The sequence below is a fragment of the Rhodanobacter sp. G2-10 genome (assembly GCF_055809185.1).
The window spans coordinates 365,739-383,568 of sequence record NZ_CM147900.1 but is presented as its reverse complement, the minus strand read 5'-3'; the positions used below and the strand labels follow the sequence as shown (position 1 = coordinate 383,568).

Below are 17,830 nucleotides of genomic sequence, written 5' to 3'. Positions count from 1 at the left end.
TGGGATAGAGCATCCATCTCCAGCCATGTTGGCGCAGCCGCCTCACCGGTCATCGCCTGAGAGGCTAAGCCAGCTTCAATCGAGATGCTACGATGATAGACCTGACCCCATGCTCCCAGCCTCTCGGCCACCCTTTTCGTGGTCGACTCAACATGCTCCCAGCCTCCCGGCCACCCTTTCCGTGGTCGACTCAATGTGCGAGCCCTACCTCACCCGCACTTCGAATACCCACAATTCAAGCAAGTCTGGCAGCTATCCATCAACACCAGCGCCTTGGTATTGCACTTGTCACACATCATCGACCCGGCCGGAAACGTCAGCGCCTCGCCTTCCCCCGCATCAGCTTCCGCCGAGCCAGCCTCACCACCGTTCTTCGCCCCAAGCGCCTCATACGCCTTGCGCTTCTCCGCAATCAGCTTCCGCGTCGCCTCATCCATCTCCGGATCATGGATCAGCCCGATGTTCTTCATGTGCTGCTCCACCACCGAGCCGATCTCGGCCACGATGCTGGGCATGTACACGCCGCCGGACTTGAAGTAGCCGCCGCGCGGGTCGAACACCGCTTTCAGCTCTTCGACGATGAAGGTGACGTCGCCGCCCTTGCGGAACACCCAAAACCCAAAACGGGGACGGAGGAAGTTAAACGCAACCAACGAGCCACGAGTCATTTAACTTCCTCCGTCCCGGTTTCCGGGATTCGGAACTCGCGCAGCAGGTGGCCGCCGTGTGCCAGGCCATTGGCCTCACGCTGCCACCCGAACCGCCGCACGTGGTCGGCTGGCAGCTCACGTTATGCACCGAGGGCAACGCGATCGAGCAGCGCGATTTCGACGGCGCCGAGCACGGCTTCGATGACGCGCAGCGCGTCGACGCCGCCTGGCTGGCCCAGCACGGTCAGGACAGCATTAGCCAATGGCTCGCCGCTGCCGCGCAATCGTCGCGGCGCATGGCGTGGGATGACACCTACCGCCGCGCCCTCACCCGGCGCGGATTCTGAGCCGCACCAACAAAAAGCCCCGCGATGCGGGGCTCATTGTCGATTACATGGCGAGGCTTCTATCTCATTTTGCTGGCCACTCTTGCCCAGTACCGGAGCGCATCGATTCGACGTAAATGCCAGGACCACCATCGCACACGCCGAGCGCGAGTTTTCGATCTTTCTCGGTATACCAAAGCACTACCATCCCACCGCCGTCATCAAACTTCGGCTGCTGGAAGGCTCGCCCAGCCACACGCACCTTTTTCCCGTTCCAAAGTTGCGCGTCGGAATAAAAGCTTTCAGGAAGTGCAAGCTTGGCGCACGAATCCCCGTTTTCCACGAGCGCGGCCCACGCCGGTTCTCCTGCTTGTAAATTCAATTTGCCCTCGACAATGCACTCCTCACCAAGAACACAAGCACTGAACCGCTCTGAGCTTCTTTGGTGCGCACAAGCCGAAAGAGTCAAAATTACCGCCGCAGCTAGGACTAGCACTGTGTTGGACTGCATGCGACTCCAGAGCCTCCCTGATTTTGGTTCCACCCGTTGATAGTCGTCTTGATCTCCGATCGCTCCTTGGAATCGAGCCGTACACCATCGATCTGTCTGACCCTGTAACCAACATCGGTCTTTTCTATGCTGAACGCGCCACGTGGGGAAATTACGTACGCAGATTTGCCCGTTACACTCGCCAAGCGCCCATCCTCCGGACCAGGCAAGGGAGAAGTTCTTTCTGTATGCGTGTGACCGCCGCTATCACCAGGGCCAAGAGCTTCGACATTGAATGATCCAACCTCGCGCGTTGAACCATCACTGCATTTCATGCAGCTTGTCTGCATGGGATTCGACGACGTGCCATCCGCCGACGCCTTAAACCCTTGCTCTTTCCCCGAGGGATCAATTTTCGTTCCGTCAGAAAGGCGATCATTTCTAGATGCCGAATGAACTTGGCCATCAACGGCTCGCTGCTGACTTGAAATCGGCGCCTGCTGTGTTGTCCCCGACTCTGTCCTCGGCGAATCGATACAACCGCTCTCCTTCGGCGGACATGCCGCACGTCCATCGGGATCGGTAAACTTGTAGGGATTGTTGTTGGCGTACGCATACCGATTGAAGTTGAACGGATTCCCCGCACTTGGCCCCACTGGATCGGCACTGATGAAGCGCCCCGTACTCGGATCGTAATAGCGCGCCTGCATATACACCAACCCGGTATCCGGATCGTTCACATGCCCGGTATACCCCGGGCCGCTCGGCGGCGTACCCAGCGCCTGACTGCCGTAGGGCGCATAGTCGTAGGTCGCAATGACATTACCCGTCGCGTCCGCCTTGGCCAGCACCGTGCCCTGCGGATCGGTGTAGTAGTAGTGCACGGTGTCCTCGGCGTGCAGCTGGCCGGCGGTCAGCATCAACACGGCCAGCGCGATCTTCTGCCAGATATTCATGGTGCGCCTCCAAACTGGAGCGGCATGGGATTCACGATTTGCGGTGCCCCCTTGCGACTTAATTAGCCACGTCCCCATTAATTCCAAACTCCGCCTGCAACACCTGGCCCGATCCGACATAGGCTGTTGCCACGAGAACATATAGCGAACTGAGGTTGGAAGAGCGAGTGGAGATCCAACGACGACTGGAGTGTGGCGACAGCCTGCGTGCCATCGGACGGTCGCTGGGGCGACGGCGGGCGGATGCGTCACCGCCAGAGTGCTGCTGCCGGCTTAATTAGCCACGTCCCCATTAGTTGATGTATTAGATGAAGTGTCATGCCCATCATTCGGCATTGACAAACTAATTCCGAAGACCCACAAAAATGGAATGCCAATAAATGGCAATATAAGAGTAAACAATATCGCTTTCGATCTATCTCCTTGTGGTATACGGCACCTTATAAACACAACTATCGAAGATATGAATATGACCAATATCAAAAAACAGTAAGAGAAAAACAATACATACAATATATACAACGAAATGTAATGCACATAAAAAAACCGTAAAGCATCGCCATCAGCGATGATAATGCTACAAACAAAGAGGTAGATGGTCGAAGCACCCAAAAGGGCCATGCTCAACTTTGACAGCTTTTTTAATAAGACAGTTTTTTTATTATTTTCTACCATTATCATGGTGACGCACCCTCATTGGGATTGACGCTACTATCTCCCCAGTAGCCAATAGATACAGCCGCCGCGCCCAAATTCAAGTTAGCTGAAAGATGAACTAAAATAATATTAACGTCAAAGCCAACCTTACCACTCTCAAGTTCGGCGTCCCTAAATTGGGCAACGCCATGCCAGGATGGACTATGAGTTTCTGTGTATGGGGCCTCCATACCTAACGGCACCCTTGTCTCCCAGCCACCCCCCTCGGCTCCAATGCCAATTTTACCCATCATCAGTGACCCGGAAGGCCCTTTGCCTGCCATAACAAAATTCAAGTGGCCAGCCGCGTCCACACGAATCGAATCTCCAAGATAGCCAGTACCCAACTTGATCTGGGCAGGTCCTACACGCACCTTGGCGTTGAGCCCCAAGCGCACGCCACCCTCCAACTCAACTGCCTGACCAAGCCAGCCCAAATTTCTCTTAATTTTTTGTGCGATTGTCTTTTCTGAATCCTTGCCTTTTGTACTTATGCAAACGTACAGGCACCTACTAATTCCTGGGACCCTTGAATATATGTCACAATACGAGCCAGCGCAAGGATACTTGCCATCCGGATCCGTATTAACTATTGGATTATTATTGGCGTAATCATACCGATTGAAGCTGAATGCTTTACCCGGTGAAGGCCTCACTGGATCAGCGCTGAGAAACCGTCCGACGCTTGGATCGTAATACCGCGCCTGCATATACACCAATCCGGTATCCGGATCATTCACATGTCCGGTATACCCCGGACCGCTCGGCGGCATCCCCAGCGCCTGACTGCCGTAGGGCGCATAGTCGTAGGTCGCAATGACATTGCCCGTCGCGTCGGCCTTGGCCAGCACGGTGCCCTGCGGATCGGTGTAGTAGTAGTGCACGGTGTCCTCGGCGTGCAGCTGGCCGGCGATCAGCATCAGCACGGCCAGCGCGATCTTCTGCCAGGTATTCATGGCGTGCCTCCCAGCTGGAGCGGCACGGGATTCACGATTTGCGGTGCCCCCTTGCGATCGGTGTAAGTGGTGTTGGGGGCGTTTGTGAAGCCCGAGCAGCCGTTGGCGTTGCAGGCCTGCACCGCGTACTGCAAGGTCTGGCTGGAGGTGGGCGCGGCGATGCCGACGTTGGTCGCCGCAGTACTGGCAATGATGGCCGACCCACCGGTGTCGGTGTTGGTGCGACGCACGTTGTAGGACGTGCTGCCGGACGAGGCACTCCAGCTGACGGTGTAAGCCGTGCCGTGCACGTAGGACGGTGCCGTCACCGATGATGGCGGGGCCGGTGGCTGCGCCACCGCAATGGTGCCGACCGCGCTCCAGGGACCGCAGCCACCGGCATTGCAGCCTTGCACGCGATAGCCGTAGTACCCGGTACTCTTGCCGCTGAACGCGTCACTGGTGGCTCCGCTGCTCTGTGTGGTGCTCCAGCCGCCGCCATTGACCTGCTCCTGCAGGACGTATGTCGTGGCACCATTGATGGCGCTCCAACTGACCGTGTAGCTGCCGTTGGCACTGCTCGTCGGCACGCTCAGGCTCGGTGCGCTGGCCGGCGGTATCGTCACCGCCACCCCGCTGCTGACGCGGAAGGCGCTGCATCCGCTCGCGTTACACGCCTGCACCTGATAAATCCAGGAGCCCGTAGTGGTCTCGCTCCGAAAAATAGGGTCAGAGTCGACTTTCTCCAAGCCTTGCACATTTAAAGTGCACTCTGACCCCTGTTTTCGATTGAAGCGGGCGTGGATCTGCTGCAGGTCCAGCACTGCCTCGGCCACCACTCGATCCTGACCACAGCCAAGTACACCCACCTGACCGAGCGCACCGGCCAGCGCGCGATGGAGCGCATCGACGCCTTGATGGCCGGCTTTGAGATCCGCTGGGGCGCGGTCCGATGATCCCGATGGCCTCGATCATCCGCACCTTCGAGTCTGACCTGTTGGCTCGCCACGGCCGCCAGTTGCTGCCCAGCCAGCACCGCGCCCTACACGCGATGGCGCACTGCCGTACCGCGCGCAGCCCGCGCATGCAGGTGCAATGCGAAGCGTGCGAGGAGCGCCAGTATGTGCCGCACTCGTGCGGCCATCGCGCGTGTCCGCATTGCCAGCATCACGAGAGTGAGCAATGGCTGCAGCGGCAACTCAAACGTCAGGTGCCCGGTGGGTACTTCCTGCTCACCTTCACCGTGCCGGCCGAGCTACGCGCCCTGGCGTGGGCGCATCAGCGCCAGGTGTATGACGCGATGATGACCTGCAGCTGGGAAACCTTGCGCCGCTTCAGCGAAAACGACACACAACTCAAAGGCACGCCCGGCGCCATCGCCGTGCTGCACACCCACTCGCGCCGGCTGGACTATCACCCGCATGTCCACGTGGTGATGCCGGCGGCGGCGATCGATCGCAAGCGGCGACTGTGGCGGGTCAAACGCAGCCGCGGCACGTCGCCGTATCTGTTCTCCCACAAAGCGCTGGCCACCGTGTTTCGGGCTATGTTGCTCAAGGCACTCACCCAGGCCGGGCTGAGCTTGCCCGCGCATTATCCGAAAACGTGGGTGGTGGACTGCAAGGCCGTCGGCAGCGGCACCAAGGCGCTGGTGTATCTGGGCCGCTATCTGTATCGCGGTGTGATCCGCGAGCAAGACATCTTGGCGTGTCGCGACGGCCAGGTCACCTTCCGCTACCTCGACAGCAAAACCCGGCAGTGGCAAACCCGCACCTTGCCCGGGGCCGACTTCCTGTGGCTGGTGTTGCGTCACGTGCTGCCCCGACGCTTCCGGCGAGCGCGCAACTTTGGTTTCCTGCACCCCAACAGCAAGCGTTTGATCCAACTGCTGCAACTGCTACTCAAGGTTAACCTGGCCGCCGCCGCTTACTTCAAGCCGCGCCCCCTACTCACGTGCGCATGCTGCGGCGGTGCCATGAGGGTCATCCACACGCGTCTTGCACCACGACAAACCACGCGTGATCGACCGCCCGATGGAGTCATGGAATGCCCGGTGATGTAACCGCTATAGCCACCGTCAGCGCAGGGAACATCGGCATCCGCAAGCCGCGAAACGCGCGTGCTCGCAAAAGACCGTCGGGCAGCGTGAAAGGGCACGAAAACAGCGTGGCGCATCCGCGCAACCGACTGCCACGCATGTTTCCGCCACCATGGCCGCGTGATCACCGGCCGCTGCGGCTGATCGGCAAATAGCTATCTGCATAGCGTTACTACGGGGACCGGGCTCGTCCAACAAACGGTTCAGATCGCGGCTCGCTTCGCGATCACGATCTAACCTTTCTCGTTGGACAAGCGAAGAACGATGAGCAACCGACCCCCACAAACTACCAGCTCTGAAAGCTGAGGACTTGCCGCGATGCTGCGTGAAATGCTGTTGCGGCGACGGACGACAAGCCAGCGCGAAGCTGGGCGAAACACACCACACGAAGAACCAACACGAGCTACCGACTAACGCCTGAGCTCAGCCGCCGGCAGACCGCGTAGCGGTATGACGGTCGGCTGCAGCGAAATGTTATGCCCCATACCGCAACCTCACATGCAGCCCATGAACGAGGCGCTCAATGTCTTGAGGTATGTGAGCAATGTGCAGGGCACCAAGAATCGACTCCTCGCGTACGATTGCGAACCGAAGCCCGTCGGATCGAGTGAATACCAAGCCAGCGTCGTAGGTTACAGACTCCGCGACGCCGACCTCCCGGCTCTCTAGCAGTTCAATCTTGGCAACTGGTGCGCTTGCGCCAAGTGCTAAATGCACGTGATCAAACTGGTAGTTCGCACCACCCTTCGGAGGCTTGGGGTTGTACTTGATGTCTTTCGGTGACCCTGCGGTACGGACCGACAAACAGTGATAGTCCAAATACTCTTGAGCCGTGTCTTCCCAGTCACTCTCGATGACGACAAAACGCTTCTTACCCAACTGTATCGACACCGACACAACCTGAAGGACAGACTGACCAACCTCGATAGTTGCGCTCTTGCTCAGAAGCTCCTGTACCTCGCAGCCAACAAGGGACTCCAGAGCTTTTTCGGAGTCATGGTCAATTCGCTGAATCGTCTCATTCATGGGGCATAACGCTAAGTAGATTTCAGAATGCAGTCTAATACAGCAGCCTAATCCCGACATCCGGATGTCAGCTCACGCAGCCACCGCAAAAGAATCAAGCACTTGCCCTTCTTCGCGCAGCCTAATCCGTCAATCTAATCACGCCATGTGTTTCACCGGCCCCAAAAACCAAAAAGGGCAGCCTCTCGGCCACCCTTTCCGTGGTCGACTCAATGTGCGAGCCCTACCTCACCCGCACTTCGAATACCCACAATTCAAGCAAGTCTGGCAGTTATCCATCAACACCAGCGCCTTGGTATTGCACTTGTCACACATCATCGACCCGGCCGGAAACGTCAGCGCCTCGCCTTCCCCCGCTTCAGCTTCCGCCGAACCAGCCTCACCACCCTTCTTCGCCCCAAGCGCCTCATACGCCTTGCGCTTCTCCGCAATCAGCTTCCGCGTCGCCTCATCCATTTCCGGATCATGGATCAGCCCGATGTTCTTCATGTGCTGCTCCACCACCGAGCCGATCTCGGCCACGATGCTGGGCATGTACACGCCGCCGGACTTGAAGTAGCCGCCGCGCGGATCGAACACGGCTTTGAGCTCTTCGACGATGAAGGTGACGTCGCCGCCCTTGCGGAACACGGCGGAGAGGATGCGGGTGAGCGCCACGATCCACTGGAAGTGGTCCATGTTCTTCGAGTTGATGAAGATCTCGAACGGACGGCGCTGTTCGTACTTGGTACCGGCGTTGAGCACGATGTCGTTGATGGTGACGTACAGGGCGTGCTCGAACAGCGGCGACTTGACCTTGAAGGTGGAGCCGACCAGGGTTTCCGGGCGCTCGACACTTTCGTGCATCTGGATCACTTCGGCCTGCTTGGGCGCCGCAGGACCCGCCTGCTTCGCCGCGTTGCTGGCCGCGTCGGCGGCAACCTTGTCTTCGGGCTTGACCACGTTGTAGCCGGTGATCTTCTTGTTGATCTTGATTGCCATGGGGTTCGCTTCTTGTTTTCGTGATGGTCCGCGGGGAGCGCGGTGTGTTGCGTGAAAAGCATCCGGCCCGGCACGTCGCCGGGCCGGATGGGTGTGGCTCACTTCTTGTTGCGGGCAGCCTTCTTCTTGCTCGCAGACGCGGCCTTCTTTGCAGCAGGCCGGGCTGCCTTGACGGCTGCCTTCTTGCTGGCAGTGGACCTCTTGGCCGTCGCGCCTGTTTTCCTGACGACGGCTTTCTTGCTGGCGGACTTCTTCACCGCCGCCTTCTTCTTCGGCGCGGCCTTCTTGCCGGCCGCCTTCTTTGCCACTTTCCCGGTGGTCTTCTTCACCGCCTTTTTCGCAGCGGCTTTCTTCTTGGGCGCAGCCTTCTTTGCTGCGGCCTTCTTCTTGGGAGCGGCCTTCTTCGCCGCAGCCTTCTTCTTCGGCGCAGCCTTCTTCGCGGCAGCCTTCTTCTTGGGCGCGGCCTTCTTCGCAGCTGCCTTCTTCTTCGGCGCAGCCTTCTTGGCGGCGGCCTTCTTCCTGGGTGCAGCTTTCTTCGCCGGCGCGGGCGGCGCTACCTCGGGCAGGACCGGCAGCACCACGGCCGGTGCCTCGCCGGCGACGGGATCGTTGCTCGCTTCTACTTCGTTGTCGATGGACATGACTGGTGTTCCCCTCCGATGATTGTCAGTACGTGCCTTGGCCCACGGGGTTCTGCGGCAGTCAGAACTTGCCGTAGTACCCCTCCTTCAAGGCATCGAAAAGGTTGGCGGCCGAGTGCATTTCGCCGTCGTACTCCACCTGCTCATTGCCTTTCAGTTCGACAACACTACCGTCCTCCAGCTCGAAGCGGTAGAGGGTGTTTTCAAGGTCGGAATCCTTGACCAGCACACCCTGGAAAGCGGCCGGGTTGAAGCGGAAGGTGGTGCATCCCTTCAGGCCCTGTTTGTAGGCGTAAAAGTAGATGTCCTTGAAGTCTTCGTAGGGGTAGTCGGTGGGCACGTTGGCGGTCTTGGAGATCGAGGAGTCGATCCACTTCTGCGAGGCGGCCTGGATGTCCACGTGCTGTTTCGGGGTGATGTCGTCGGCGGCCACGAAGTAGTCCGGAAGCTTGTGGGCTGCCTCTTCGGTGAACGCCTGCGCCTGGGCATTGATCAGGGCGCGGTAGGCCAGCAGCTCGAAGCTGAGCACCTCGACTTTTTCCTTGGACTTCTTGCCTTCGCGGATCACGTTGCGCGAGTAGCTGTGCGCGAAGCTGGGCTCGATGCCGTTGCTGGCGTTGTTGGCCAGGCTCAGGCTGATGGTGCCAGTGGGCGCGATCGAGGTGTGGTGGGTGAAGCGCGCGCCGGTTTCGGCCAGCTGCTCGACCAGCTCCGGCGCCACCGTGGCGATGCGCTGCATGTAGCGGCTGTATTTGGCGTGCAGCACGCGGCCGGGGATGCTGTCGCCCAGCTTGTAGCCATCGGCCGCCATTTCCGGACGCTTGCGCAGCATGTCGCCGGTGACTTTGTAGTCGCGCGCCAGCACGGGGGCGGCGCCCTTCTCCTTGGCCAGCTCCAGTGCCACTTCCCAGCCGGCGACCGCCATTTCACGCGAGACCTGCTCGGTGAAGGCGATGGCCTCCTCGCTGCCGTAACGGGTTTTCAGCATGGTCACGGTGGAACCCAGGCCGAGAAAGCCCATGCCGTGGCGGCGTTTGCCCATGATCTCGGTGCGCTGCTGTTCCAGCGGCAGGCCGTTGATCTCGACCACGTTGTCGAGCATGCGGGTGAACACCTTGACCACCTCGCGGTACTCGTCCCAGTCGAAACGCGCCTTGGGGCCGAACGCGTCGCGCACGAACTTGGTCAGGTTGACCGAACCGAGCAGGCAGGAGCCGTAGGGCGGTAACGGTTGTTCGCCGCAGTTGTGTGCGTGCAGGCCGTTGCCGTCGAAAGTGTTGATGCCGGGTACCTGCACGTCGTAGACATCCTCGACGCCATCGGCCTGCAACGAAGCGACGGTGGCGACGAAACGTGCGCGGTTGAGCGTGCGCTTGTAGCTGGCCAGGGCGGACTTGAGGCGTGCCGCCTTGTCGCTGTCGGCAAACCCGATCAGCTCGGCGAAGCGCGCCAGCGACTCGCCGGCAATCACCAGCTCATGCTGGGCCTGGGTGGCGTACGCGCGCGTGCCGCCGTGACCATCGGGCAGACGGGTTTCACCAGCGACGCGACGATCACGATAGATGCGCGAGGGCATGCCCAGGCGTAGCAGCATGCGCTGCACCGCTTCCAGCCGCGGCAGGTCCGATTGGGCCAGGCGTACGGACACGCCCTTGGTCTGACTGCCCTGCACCGAGCCGTCGGCATCGAAGAAGCCGCGCAGGAAGCCACGATACGCATCGCTCGAAGCACGCTCCAGCGCCGGAGTGATGGCCTTGTCACCCACGCGCATGCCGAGCTCGAAAGCCAGATCACGCAGCGCGGAGGATTTCATGCGGAACTCGCCGCGACCGACCACTTCGGACCAGCCGGCAAAATCGGCGCGATGGGGCAGGCTCTGCGCGCACCGCAATGCTTCACTCATCAGAGCAGTAGCGGCGCCTTCGGCCACACCGTTGACGGCAGCGGCATGCGGCCAAACCGACAACACGGCGGCTTCATGCTTCAGCGTGCCGTCGCCGACCAGCATGCCGAGCAGATAACCCTGCTCGGCGGTCAGCGCGCCGGACCATTGCGCATTGGCGCGATGATCGTTGAGCAACACTTTGTCGCCGGGTTGCAGCGCACTGGCGGCGCACCACTCGGTGTCCACGCTCCAACGGGTGAGGCGCGAGACACGGCGCACGCGATGGTCCTCGGTGAGGCGCAGGCGGTGACCTTCTTCCGTCTGCAAAGCCAGCACCGGCTTGGTCGCCGTGCGGAAGAAACCTTCAGCGCCGGTAGCGTGGTCTTTGCCGTCCACGCGAGCCATGAAGCCGTGGCCGAGCAAGTCGCTGACCTGGCGCGGACCTTCGGCGGTCTGCACCCAGGTATCGGCAGTGACGCACGGGTTGGTCGCGCGAATATGCTCGCACCACCAGTTGTTGTTCATCTCGTTGACCTTGTCGATCAGGATGAAACCCGGCTCGGCATAGTCGTAGGTGGACACCATGATCATGTCCCACAGGTGCCGCGCGCGGATCTGGCTGTAGATCTTGCAGGCGACCAGGCCGTCTTCGCGGTCGATGTAGTTCTCGTGGGTGGGCCATTCGCGCCACACGACCTGGGTCGGGTCGTCGAGGTCGATCTCGTCCTTTTCCTTGATGTGCACCGGGAACACCAGCGGCCAGTCCTGGTCGTGCTCGACCGCTTCCATGAAGCCGTCGGTGATCAGCAGGCTGAGGTTGAACTGGCGCAGGCGCCCATCCTCGCGCTTGGCGCGGATGAACTCCTTGGCGTCGGGATGGCTGATGTCGAAGGTGCCCATCTGCGCGCCGCGGCGACCGCCGGCGGAGGACACGGTGAAACACATCTTGTCGTAGATATCCATGAACGACAGCGGGCCGGAGGTATACGCACCGGCGCCGGAGACGTAGGCGTTGCGCGGACGCAGCGTGGAGAATTCATAACCGATGCCGCAACCGGCCTTCAGCGTGAGGCCGGCCTCGTGCACCTTCTCCAGGATGTCGTCCATCGAATCGTGGATGGTGCCCGAGACGGTGCAGTTGATCGTGCTGGTGGCCGGCTTGTGCGCCAGCGCGCCGGCGTTGGAGGTGATCCGCCCAGCCGGGATCGCGCCGCGGCGCAGCGCCCACAGGAAACGCTCGTACCAGTGGCCGCGCAGCTCGTCTGTGGCTTCCACGTCCGAGAGCGCACGTGCCACGCGCTGGTAGGTCTCGTCGATGGTGGCGTCGACCGGTTCGCCGTTCTTGGCTTTCAGTCGGTATTTCTTGTCCCAGATGTCTTGCGACGCGGGTTGCAGCGGAATGTCCACGTTGGCATCACGATCGGTGGATGAAGGGGTGGCTGGGGCACGCGCTGTGCTCATCTTTTGACTGACCTCTCGGTGTGGCCTTGCGGCCCCCGTTGATTTTTATTGGGATGCGACGAATTGGCTGGCGTTGCAGCGGCGCTGCTGATGGTTGGCGGGAGGGCCTCCCAGCCCGCTTGCCACAGGGTTTCCGACAACATTGAATCCCCTCAAGAGTACCGCGATCGGCACCAGTGCTAGTCTCGGCGTTGGTGCTGAAACACAAGATGTTGTGGTTGCTACCGAAGAGGGAAGTTAACCCTGCCGCCGCGGGAAGTAAAGTCCCCATGGCAGGCTTTCGACCACATGGAACCCATGAGTGCCGGATCGGTCGAACCAGCGCCGCCATCACCTTGCCAAGGAGCCTTTCCATGTCGCCACGCCACCTCCGCCTGCCTTCCTGGCTGACCGGTTCGCTGGCCGCCATCGTGCTTGCCTGCGCCCTGTGGCCGGCCCCCGGTCGCGCGGGCAGCCTGCCGGCCGCGGTCGACGGTCAACCGATGCCGTCGCTGGCCCCGATGCTGACCCGGGTGACCCCGGCGGTGGTGAACATCTCCAGCACCACGCGAGTGCCCGTGCGCGACGCCTACTTCGGCGACCCGATGATGCGCCAGTTCTTCGGCCTGCCCCCGACGCCGCGCGAACGGGTGCAGCAGAGCCTGGGCTCGGGTGTGATCGTGGACGCGGCCAAGGGCTACATCCTGACCAACAACCACGTGGTGGCCGGCGCCGACGACATCAGCGTGACGACGGAAGACGGCCGCACCTTCAAGGGCAAGCTGGTCGGCACCGACCCGGCCACCGACGTGGCGGTGGTGCAGATCCACGCCGACAACCTGCATGCGCTGCCGATGGCCGATTCCTCCACCCTGCGCGTGGGCGACTACGTGGTGGCCGTGGGCGAGCCGTTCGGTTTGGGCCAGACGGTGACGGCGGGCATCGTCTCGGCACTGGGCCGCTCGGGCCTGGGCGACTCGAGCTACCAGAATTTCATCCAGACCGATGCCTCGATCAACCCGGGCAATTCCGGCGGCCCGCTGGTCAATCTGCGCGGCGAACTGGTCGGCATCAACACGATGATCTTCTCGCCCTCGGGCGGCAACGTGGGCATCGGCTTCGCGATCCCCAGCAACCTCACCAGCGAGGTGATGAAACAGCTGATCGCCCACGGCAAGGTCGAACGCGGCACCCTGGGGCTGCAGGCGCAGGCGATCACCCCGCGCATCGCCCAGGCACTGAACCTGAAGAACAGCAGCGGCGTGGTGGTGACCAGCGTCAGCGACGACTCGGCCGCCGCGCGCGCCGGCCTGCAGGCCGGTGACGTGCTGACCTCGCTGAACAACAAGCCGCTGCACAGCGTGCAACAACTGCGCAACGCCGAAGGACTGCTGCCGCTGGGCAGCACGCTGCAGATCGGCATCGTGCGCAACGGTCAGCCGCGCCAGGTCAACGCCACGCTCTCGCCGGAAAAACTGGCCACGCTTGATGGCGGCCAGCTCGATCCACGCCTGGCCGGGGTGCGCTTCAGCGAACTGAGCCAGGCCCAGCGCAACCAGGGCTGGTATGGCGCGGGCATCAGCACCGTGCAGCCCGGCAGCCGCGCGGCGCAGGCGGGGCTGAGCCCCGGCGACGTGGTGATCGGCATCGGCAACCAGCGCATCACCAGCCTGCGCATGCTGCGTGGCCTGGCCCGCGTGCACCTGCGGCAACTGGTGCTGGTGGTGGCCGACGCCGACGGCAGCCACTACGTGTTGATCAACTGAGGCGGAACAAACGACGGGCCTGCCGGGGCTGAACCTGAATGGAAAACCGGACCTGGATCGCTGCGCAGACGTGTTCCGGTGCACAACCTGCGCCGGAACATGACTCAAATGCATGAAAGAGCTTGATGTTGTGGGTTCAGGCCGTTGAAATACCCTGTACCGTCTGCGGTGCTGTCGCACCAACGCGCATGCGCCTGTTCCGTGTCACTGTTCATCTTGCTCCGGGGTTGTCCACCATCATGTCTGTACGTCTTGTCCGTTTGCTTTGCGTTGCCCTGGTCGGGGCCTGTCTTTCCACGGGGGTGCTGGCCAAGACCCATGCCGCCACGTCCAAGGGCGGCAACCTGGTCTGGCGTGGCGACGATGCCACCGCCAACGCCGTGATGAGTGAAGTGGCCAAGGCCTGGACCAAGGCCGGCCACGGCCGCATCGAACTGCAGCCGTTCAATACCGCCTCGGGGATCGACGCGGTGAGCAACGGCACCGCCGACCTGGCCGGCAGCGCGCGACCTTCCGATGGCAGTGCGCAGAACGCGCGGCTTACCTTCACCCCGGTGGCCTGGGGCGGCCTGGTGATCATCACCCAGGCTTCCAACCCGATCAGCAACCTCACGCTGAAGCAGGTGCATGACATCTACTACGGCAAGATCCACAACTGGAGCGAGGTCGGCGGCCGCAATGCGCCGATCGACGTGTACGCCGTGGCCAGCCCCGGCGACGGCCTGGAATACAGCCTGCGCAGCCTGCTGTTCGGCCGCGGCAACCAGCCGGTGGCGGCGCCGCGCCTGTACGTCAATACACGCAAGCTGGAGGAAGGCATCGCGTTGAACCCGAACGGCTTCGGCCTGGCCATGCTTAACGGCATCACCGGCAACCCCAAGCTCAAGGCGATTCCGATCAACGGCCGTGCCGCCACTCCGGCCAACATCGCCAACGGCAGCTACCCGTTGTTCATTCCGCTGTATCTGGTGACCAACCCGAACAGCCCGAAGGCGGCCCAGGCGCAGGCCTTTGTCGACTTCCTGCAGAGCGAGCCGGCCAAGGCCGCCTTGCGCCGGCATCAGGTACTGCCCTACCAGGACGGCATGCGCCTGGCCAGCATGGACGCCGAGCGCCGCAGCACCATCCTCGCCGAGGTGGGCGCACGCCGCGCCAGCCAAACCACGCCGCTTTCGGCCCCGGGCGCCACCTACGCCTCGCGCTCGGCGATCGCCCCGACCTCGCCCCGCACCATGGAGGCCAGGGAGGCACTGGAAAATCGCCGCGCCAAGGACAGGAATGACGCCCGATTGAGCAGGGTGCAGGGCAGCATCAGCCACGCCGAGGTCAGCAGCGTGGCGGATGCGAACGGCAGCGCCGTCACCGTCAACCAGACCCAGGGCAAGGACTTCGGGCACGTCACGGCAAGCAGCCACCGTGCTTCCACCACGTACAAGGTGGCTCGCGGCGATACGCTGTCCTCGATCGCACGCCAGTACTCCGTCGACGTGGCCCAGCTGCGCGCATGGAACAAGCTGAAAAGCGACGATATCCAGCTGGGCCAGGAGCTGCGGGTCAGTAACCAGTAAGTGGTCGGCGACGTGTCGATTCGCGCAGTCACGCTGGACCTGGACGATACGCTGTGGCCGGTGCGCCCGGCGCTGGAGCTTGCCGACCATGCAGTGGATGCGTGGTTGCAGCAGCATCATCCGAAGGTGGCTCACGCATGGCCGATCACGGCCATGCGTGAATTGCGCACGCAAGTCGCCGCCGAGCGACTCGACCTGGCGCACGATTTCACCACCCAGCGCCAGCTCACCCTGCAGCATGCGTTCGACACCAGCGGTATCGCCGAGCCTCCGGTCGACACGCTGTGGGAAATCTACTTCGCGGCGCGCAACCAGGTGGAGCTGTACCCGGACAGCCTGCCCGCGCTTGAGCGGATCGCCGCGCGCTGGCCGCTGGCCAGCCTGACCAATGGCAATGCCGATCTCGCGCGCATCGGCATCAAGCAACACTTTGTCCATCACGTATGCGCCCGCGACCATGGCGCAGGCAAGCCCGACCCCGGCATCTTCCTGGCCGCCGTGGACTTGCTCGGGGTCGCTCCCGAGGCCGTGCTGCATGTCGGTGACGACCCGGCGATGGACGTGCGCGGCGCCCGCGAGGCGGGCCTGCGCAGCGCCTGGATCAATCGCGAACGGCGGCCCTGGCCGGCCGACATGGGGCCGCCGCCCGAACTGGACCTGCCCGACATGACCGCGCTGGCCGACTGGCTGGAGGCACATGCGGACGAGCGCTGACCGGCCCGAGTGATTGTGCCGGCGGCGCCACGCGCTCATCATGGGCAATCCATTCTGCAAGGAGCCCGCATGTCCGCCCTGATCGAACGCCGTCCCGGCCAGCGCCATGGCATCGCCATCGAAACCACCGACGCCGCGCATCTCGCCGCGAGTCGCCGACGGCTCAGCGCCGCCCAACGCCGCTGGCTCGGCGAGAGCGGATTCACGGCCGCGCCGGGCGCATTCGCCCTGCTGCCGGACAGCACCGGCAAACTGGCGCGCGTGCTGGTCGGCGTTGGCGCGGATGACGCTCTGGCCGCGCTGGCAGGCCTGCCCTTCAGCCTGCCCGAGGGCAACTACCAGCTGGCCAGCGAAGGCGTGCTGGCCGACCGCTCGCTGGCCATCCTGGGCTGGGCGCTGGGCGCCTACCAGTTCACCCGCTACCGGCAGCCGAAACGCGCCCCGGCGAACCTGATGCTGGAGGCAGACGAGCTGGCCCGGGTGGCGCCGCTGGTCGAGGCCACCGATCGGGTGCGCGATCTGGTCAACACGCCGACCGAGGACATGGGACCCGAGCAGCTCGGTGACGCGATCAAGGCACTAGGCAAGACGCACAAGGCCAAGGTGCGCGACTGGGTCGGCGACGAACTGCTCAAGGCGAACTTCCCGACGATCCACGCGGTAGGTCGCGCCAGTCACCGCGAGCCGCGGCTGATCGAACTGACCTGGGGCAGGAACGACGACCCGAAACTGGTCGTGATCGGCAAGGGCGTGTGCTTCGACACCGGCGGCCTGGACCTCAAGGGCAGCGACGGCATGCGCTGGATGAAAAAGGACATGGGCGGCGCCGCCCACGCGATCGCGCTGGCCGGGCTGATCATGCAGGCGAAACTGCCGGTACGGCTGACCCTGCTGGTGCCGGCGGTGGAGAACTCGGTGGCTGGCAACGCGATGCGCCCCGGCGAGGTGATCACCACCCGCGCCGGCCACACCGTGGAGGTGCACAACACCGACGCCGAGGGCCGGCTGATCCTGTGCGATGCACTGGCCTACGCCGCCGAACAGCAGCCCGGGCTGATCGTCGATTTTGCCACCCTCACCGGCGCGGCACGGGTGGCTTTGGGGCCGGACTTGCCCGCACTCTTCGCCAGTGACGACGCGCTGGCCGCCGCTGCCCTGAAGGCCGGCACCGAGGTGGCCGACCCGCTTTGGCGCCTGCCGTTGTGGCGGCCGTACCGGCGCATGCTGGATTCCTACCTGGCCGACTTCGCCAACGCCGGCAGTTCGCGCCACGCCGGCGCGATCACCGCCGCGCTGTACCTGGAACGCTTCGTGCCGGACGGCGTGCCCTGGCTGCACCTGGACACCTACGCCTGGAATGATGCCGACCGTCCCGGCCGTCCACGCGGCGGCGAGGCGATGGGGCTGCGCGCGATCTTTGCGCTGCTGCAGCAGCGCCACGGCCGCTGAGGTGATCGCACGGTACTGAAGCAACAGTGGGCAACACCCATGACATGTGACCCTGTTTTTTTTCCTGGCCGCGTGTGATGCTTTGACTCGATTCGAGCGTGCCTGCCCGAAGCCCCGCTCCACCGTGATGGTGGACAGGGCGACCCGCAGGACACGGGCGAATGAAAGGCCTGCCTCGGCAGGCAATTACGGAAGTCGGTTCCTGGCGA

The 17,830-nt window shown here is 62.7% G+C and carries 16 protein-coding genes and 1 pseudogene; 8 read left to right on the top strand and 9 right to left on the bottom strand.

Going from position 1 to position 17,830, the window contains the following annotated elements:
• Positions 1-209: 209 nt before the first annotated feature.
• A pseudogene (locus AC0L58_RS01675) lies at positions 210-611 on the bottom strand (TSCPD domain-containing protein); the annotation flags it as partial.
• Positions 612-724: 113 nt separating this feature from the next.
• Between AC0L58_RS01675 and AC0L58_RS01670 the strand changes: the two are divergent.
• Positions 725-997, top strand: coding sequence for a hypothetical protein (locus AC0L58_RS01670; RefSeq protein WP_473686039.1), 273 nt, complete (start codon positions 725-727; stop codon positions 995-997).
• 64 nt (positions 998-1,061) lie between these two features.
• Here the strand turns inward: AC0L58_RS01670 and AC0L58_RS01665 are convergent, their stop codons facing one another.
• Together AC0L58_RS01665 and AC0L58_RS01660 are read right to left on the bottom strand one after the other, a co-directional pair.
• Positions 1,062-1,487 (bottom strand): hypothetical protein, encoded by a 426-nt coding sequence (locus AC0L58_RS01665; RefSeq protein ID WP_473686037.1) that lies wholly within the window; start codon positions 1,485-1,487, stop codon positions 1,062-1,064.
• A complete protein-coding gene (locus AC0L58_RS01660) occupies positions 1,466-2,422 on the bottom strand; it encodes an RHS repeat-associated core domain-containing protein (RefSeq protein WP_473686035.1) in 957 nt (318 codons plus the stop codon). The genes AC0L58_RS01665 and AC0L58_RS01660 overlap by 22 nt, the downstream gene beginning before the upstream one ends.
• Positions 2,423-2,571: 149 nt before the next feature.
• Here AC0L58_RS01660 and AC0L58_RS01655 point away from each other — a divergent pair, with 149 nt between their 5' ends.
• Entirely contained in the window at positions 2,572-2,703 is a 132-nt protein-coding gene (locus AC0L58_RS01655) for a helix-turn-helix domain-containing protein (RefSeq protein ID WP_473688524.1), read from the top strand.
• A 396-nt stretch (positions 2,704-3,099) separates the two neighbouring features.
• On the opposite strand, the gene AC0L58_RS01650 is transcribed toward AC0L58_RS01655, so the two are convergent.
• A complete protein-coding gene (locus AC0L58_RS01650) occupies positions 3,100-4,074 on the bottom strand; it encodes an RHS repeat domain-containing protein (RefSeq protein ID WP_473686033.1) in 975 nt (324 codons plus the stop codon).
• Complete coding sequence (locus tag AC0L58_RS01645; RefSeq protein WP_473686031.1) at positions 4,071-4,643, bottom strand: hypothetical protein; 573 nt, start codon at positions 4,641-4,643, stop codon at positions 4,071-4,073. Before AC0L58_RS01645 ends, AC0L58_RS01650 begins: the two co-directional genes overlap by 4 nt.
• Before the next feature lie 210 nt (positions 4,644-4,853).
• Here AC0L58_RS01645 and AC0L58_RS01640 point away from each other — a divergent pair, with 210 nt between their 5' ends.
• The gene (locus AC0L58_RS01640; protein WP_473686029.1) at positions 4,854-5,009 is read left to right on the top strand and encodes a hypothetical protein; all 156 of its coding nucleotides are present in this window, start codon (positions 4,854-4,856) and stop codon (positions 5,007-5,009) included.
• Positions 5,006-6,115, top strand: a complete 1,110-nt coding sequence (locus AC0L58_RS01635) for an IS91 family transposase (protein ID WP_473686027.1) — start codon at positions 5,006-5,008, stop codon at positions 6,113-6,115. Before AC0L58_RS01640 ends, AC0L58_RS01635 begins: the two co-directional genes overlap by 4 nt.
• A 510-nt stretch (positions 6,116-6,625) precedes the next feature.
• Here the strand turns inward: AC0L58_RS01635 and AC0L58_RS01630 are convergent.
• The 4 genes from AC0L58_RS01630 to AC0L58_RS01615 form a co-directional block, all read right to left on the bottom strand.
• Positions 6,626-7,177 (bottom strand): hypothetical protein, encoded by a 552-nt coding sequence (locus AC0L58_RS01630; protein WP_473686025.1) that lies wholly within the window; start codon positions 7,175-7,177, stop codon positions 6,626-6,628.
• Positions 7,178-7,405: 228 nt separating this feature from the next.
• Positions 7,406-8,158: a TSCPD domain-containing protein gene (locus AC0L58_RS01625; RefSeq protein ID WP_473686023.1), complete on the bottom strand. Its 753-nt coding sequence runs from the start codon at positions 8,156-8,158 to the stop codon at positions 7,406-7,408.
• 98 nt (positions 8,159-8,256) lie between these two features.
• Positions 8,257-8,736 (bottom strand): hypothetical protein, encoded by a 480-nt coding sequence (locus AC0L58_RS01620; protein ID WP_473686021.1) that lies wholly within the window; start codon positions 8,734-8,736, stop codon positions 8,257-8,259.
• Between the two features lie 124 nt (positions 8,737-8,860).
• Positions 8,861-12,145 carry an LAGLIDADG family homing endonuclease gene (locus AC0L58_RS01615; protein WP_473686019.1) on the bottom strand — a complete coding sequence of 1,095 codons (3,285 nt, stop codon included), beginning with the start codon at positions 12,143-12,145 and terminating at the stop codon, positions 8,861-8,863.
• Positions 12,146-12,498: 353 nt separating this feature from the next.
• On the opposite strand from AC0L58_RS01615, the gene AC0L58_RS01610 reads away from it, so the two are divergent.
• From AC0L58_RS01610 to AC0L58_RS01595, 4 genes are all read left to right on the top strand, one after another.
• Positions 12,499-13,890, top strand: coding sequence for a Do family serine endopeptidase (locus tag AC0L58_RS01610; RefSeq protein ID WP_473686017.1), 1,392 nt, complete (start codon positions 12,499-12,501; stop codon positions 13,888-13,890).
• Between the two features lie 239 nt (positions 13,891-14,129).
• A complete protein-coding gene (locus tag AC0L58_RS01605; RefSeq protein ID WP_473686015.1) occupies positions 14,130-15,458 on the top strand; it encodes a substrate-binding domain-containing protein in 1,329 nt (442 codons plus the stop codon).
• 12 nt (positions 15,459-15,470) lie between these two features.
• Positions 15,471-16,172, top strand: a complete 702-nt coding sequence (locus AC0L58_RS01600) for an HAD family hydrolase (protein ID WP_473686013.1) — start codon at positions 15,471-15,473, stop codon at positions 16,170-16,172.
• Between the two features lie 69 nt (positions 16,173-16,241).
• Positions 16,242-17,621 (top strand): leucyl aminopeptidase family protein, encoded by a 1,380-nt coding sequence (locus AC0L58_RS01595; protein WP_473686011.1) that lies wholly within the window; start codon positions 16,242-16,244, stop codon positions 17,619-17,621.
• Positions 17,622-17,830: the final 209 nt, after the last annotated feature.

Excerpts from the sequence above, each read along its gene's own strand:
- AC0L58_RS01635 (WP_473686027.1), top strand. The coding sequence starts at position 5,006 with ATGATCCCGATGGCCTCGATCATCCGCACCTTCGAGTCTGACCTGTTG.
- AC0L58_RS01595 (WP_473686011.1), top strand. The coding sequence starts at position 16,242 with ATGTCCGCCCTGATCGAACGCCGTCCCGGCCAGCGCCATGGCATCGCC.
- AC0L58_RS01605 (WP_473686015.1), top strand. The coding sequence starts at position 14,130 with ATGTCTGTACGTCTTGTCCGTTTGCTTTGCGTTGCCCTGGTCGGGGCC.
- AC0L58_RS01630 (WP_473686025.1), bottom strand. The coding sequence starts at position 7,177 with ATGAATGAGACGATTCAGCGAATTGACCATGACTCCGAAAAAGCTCTG.
- AC0L58_RS01650 (WP_473686033.1), bottom strand. The coding sequence starts at position 4,074 with ATGAATACCTGGCAGAAGATCGCGCTGGCCGTGCTGATGCTGATCGCC.
- AC0L58_RS01625 (WP_473686023.1), bottom strand. The coding sequence starts at position 8,158 with ATGGCAATCAAGATCAACAAGAAGATCACCGGCTACAACGTGGTCAAG.
- AC0L58_RS01615 (WP_473686019.1), bottom strand. The coding sequence starts at position 12,145 with ATGAGCACAGCGCGTGCCCCAGCCACCCCTTCATCCACCGATCGTGAT.
- AC0L58_RS01610 (WP_473686017.1), top strand. The coding sequence starts at position 12,499 with ATGTCGCCACGCCACCTCCGCCTGCCTTCCTGGCTGACCGGTTCGCTG.
- AC0L58_RS01660 (WP_473686035.1), bottom strand. The coding sequence starts at position 2,422 with ATGAATATCTGGCAGAAGATCGCGCTGGCCGTGTTGATGCTGACCGCC.
- AC0L58_RS01665 (WP_473686037.1), bottom strand. The coding sequence starts at position 1,487 with ATGCAGTCCAACACAGTGCTAGTCCTAGCTGCGGCGGTAATTTTGACT.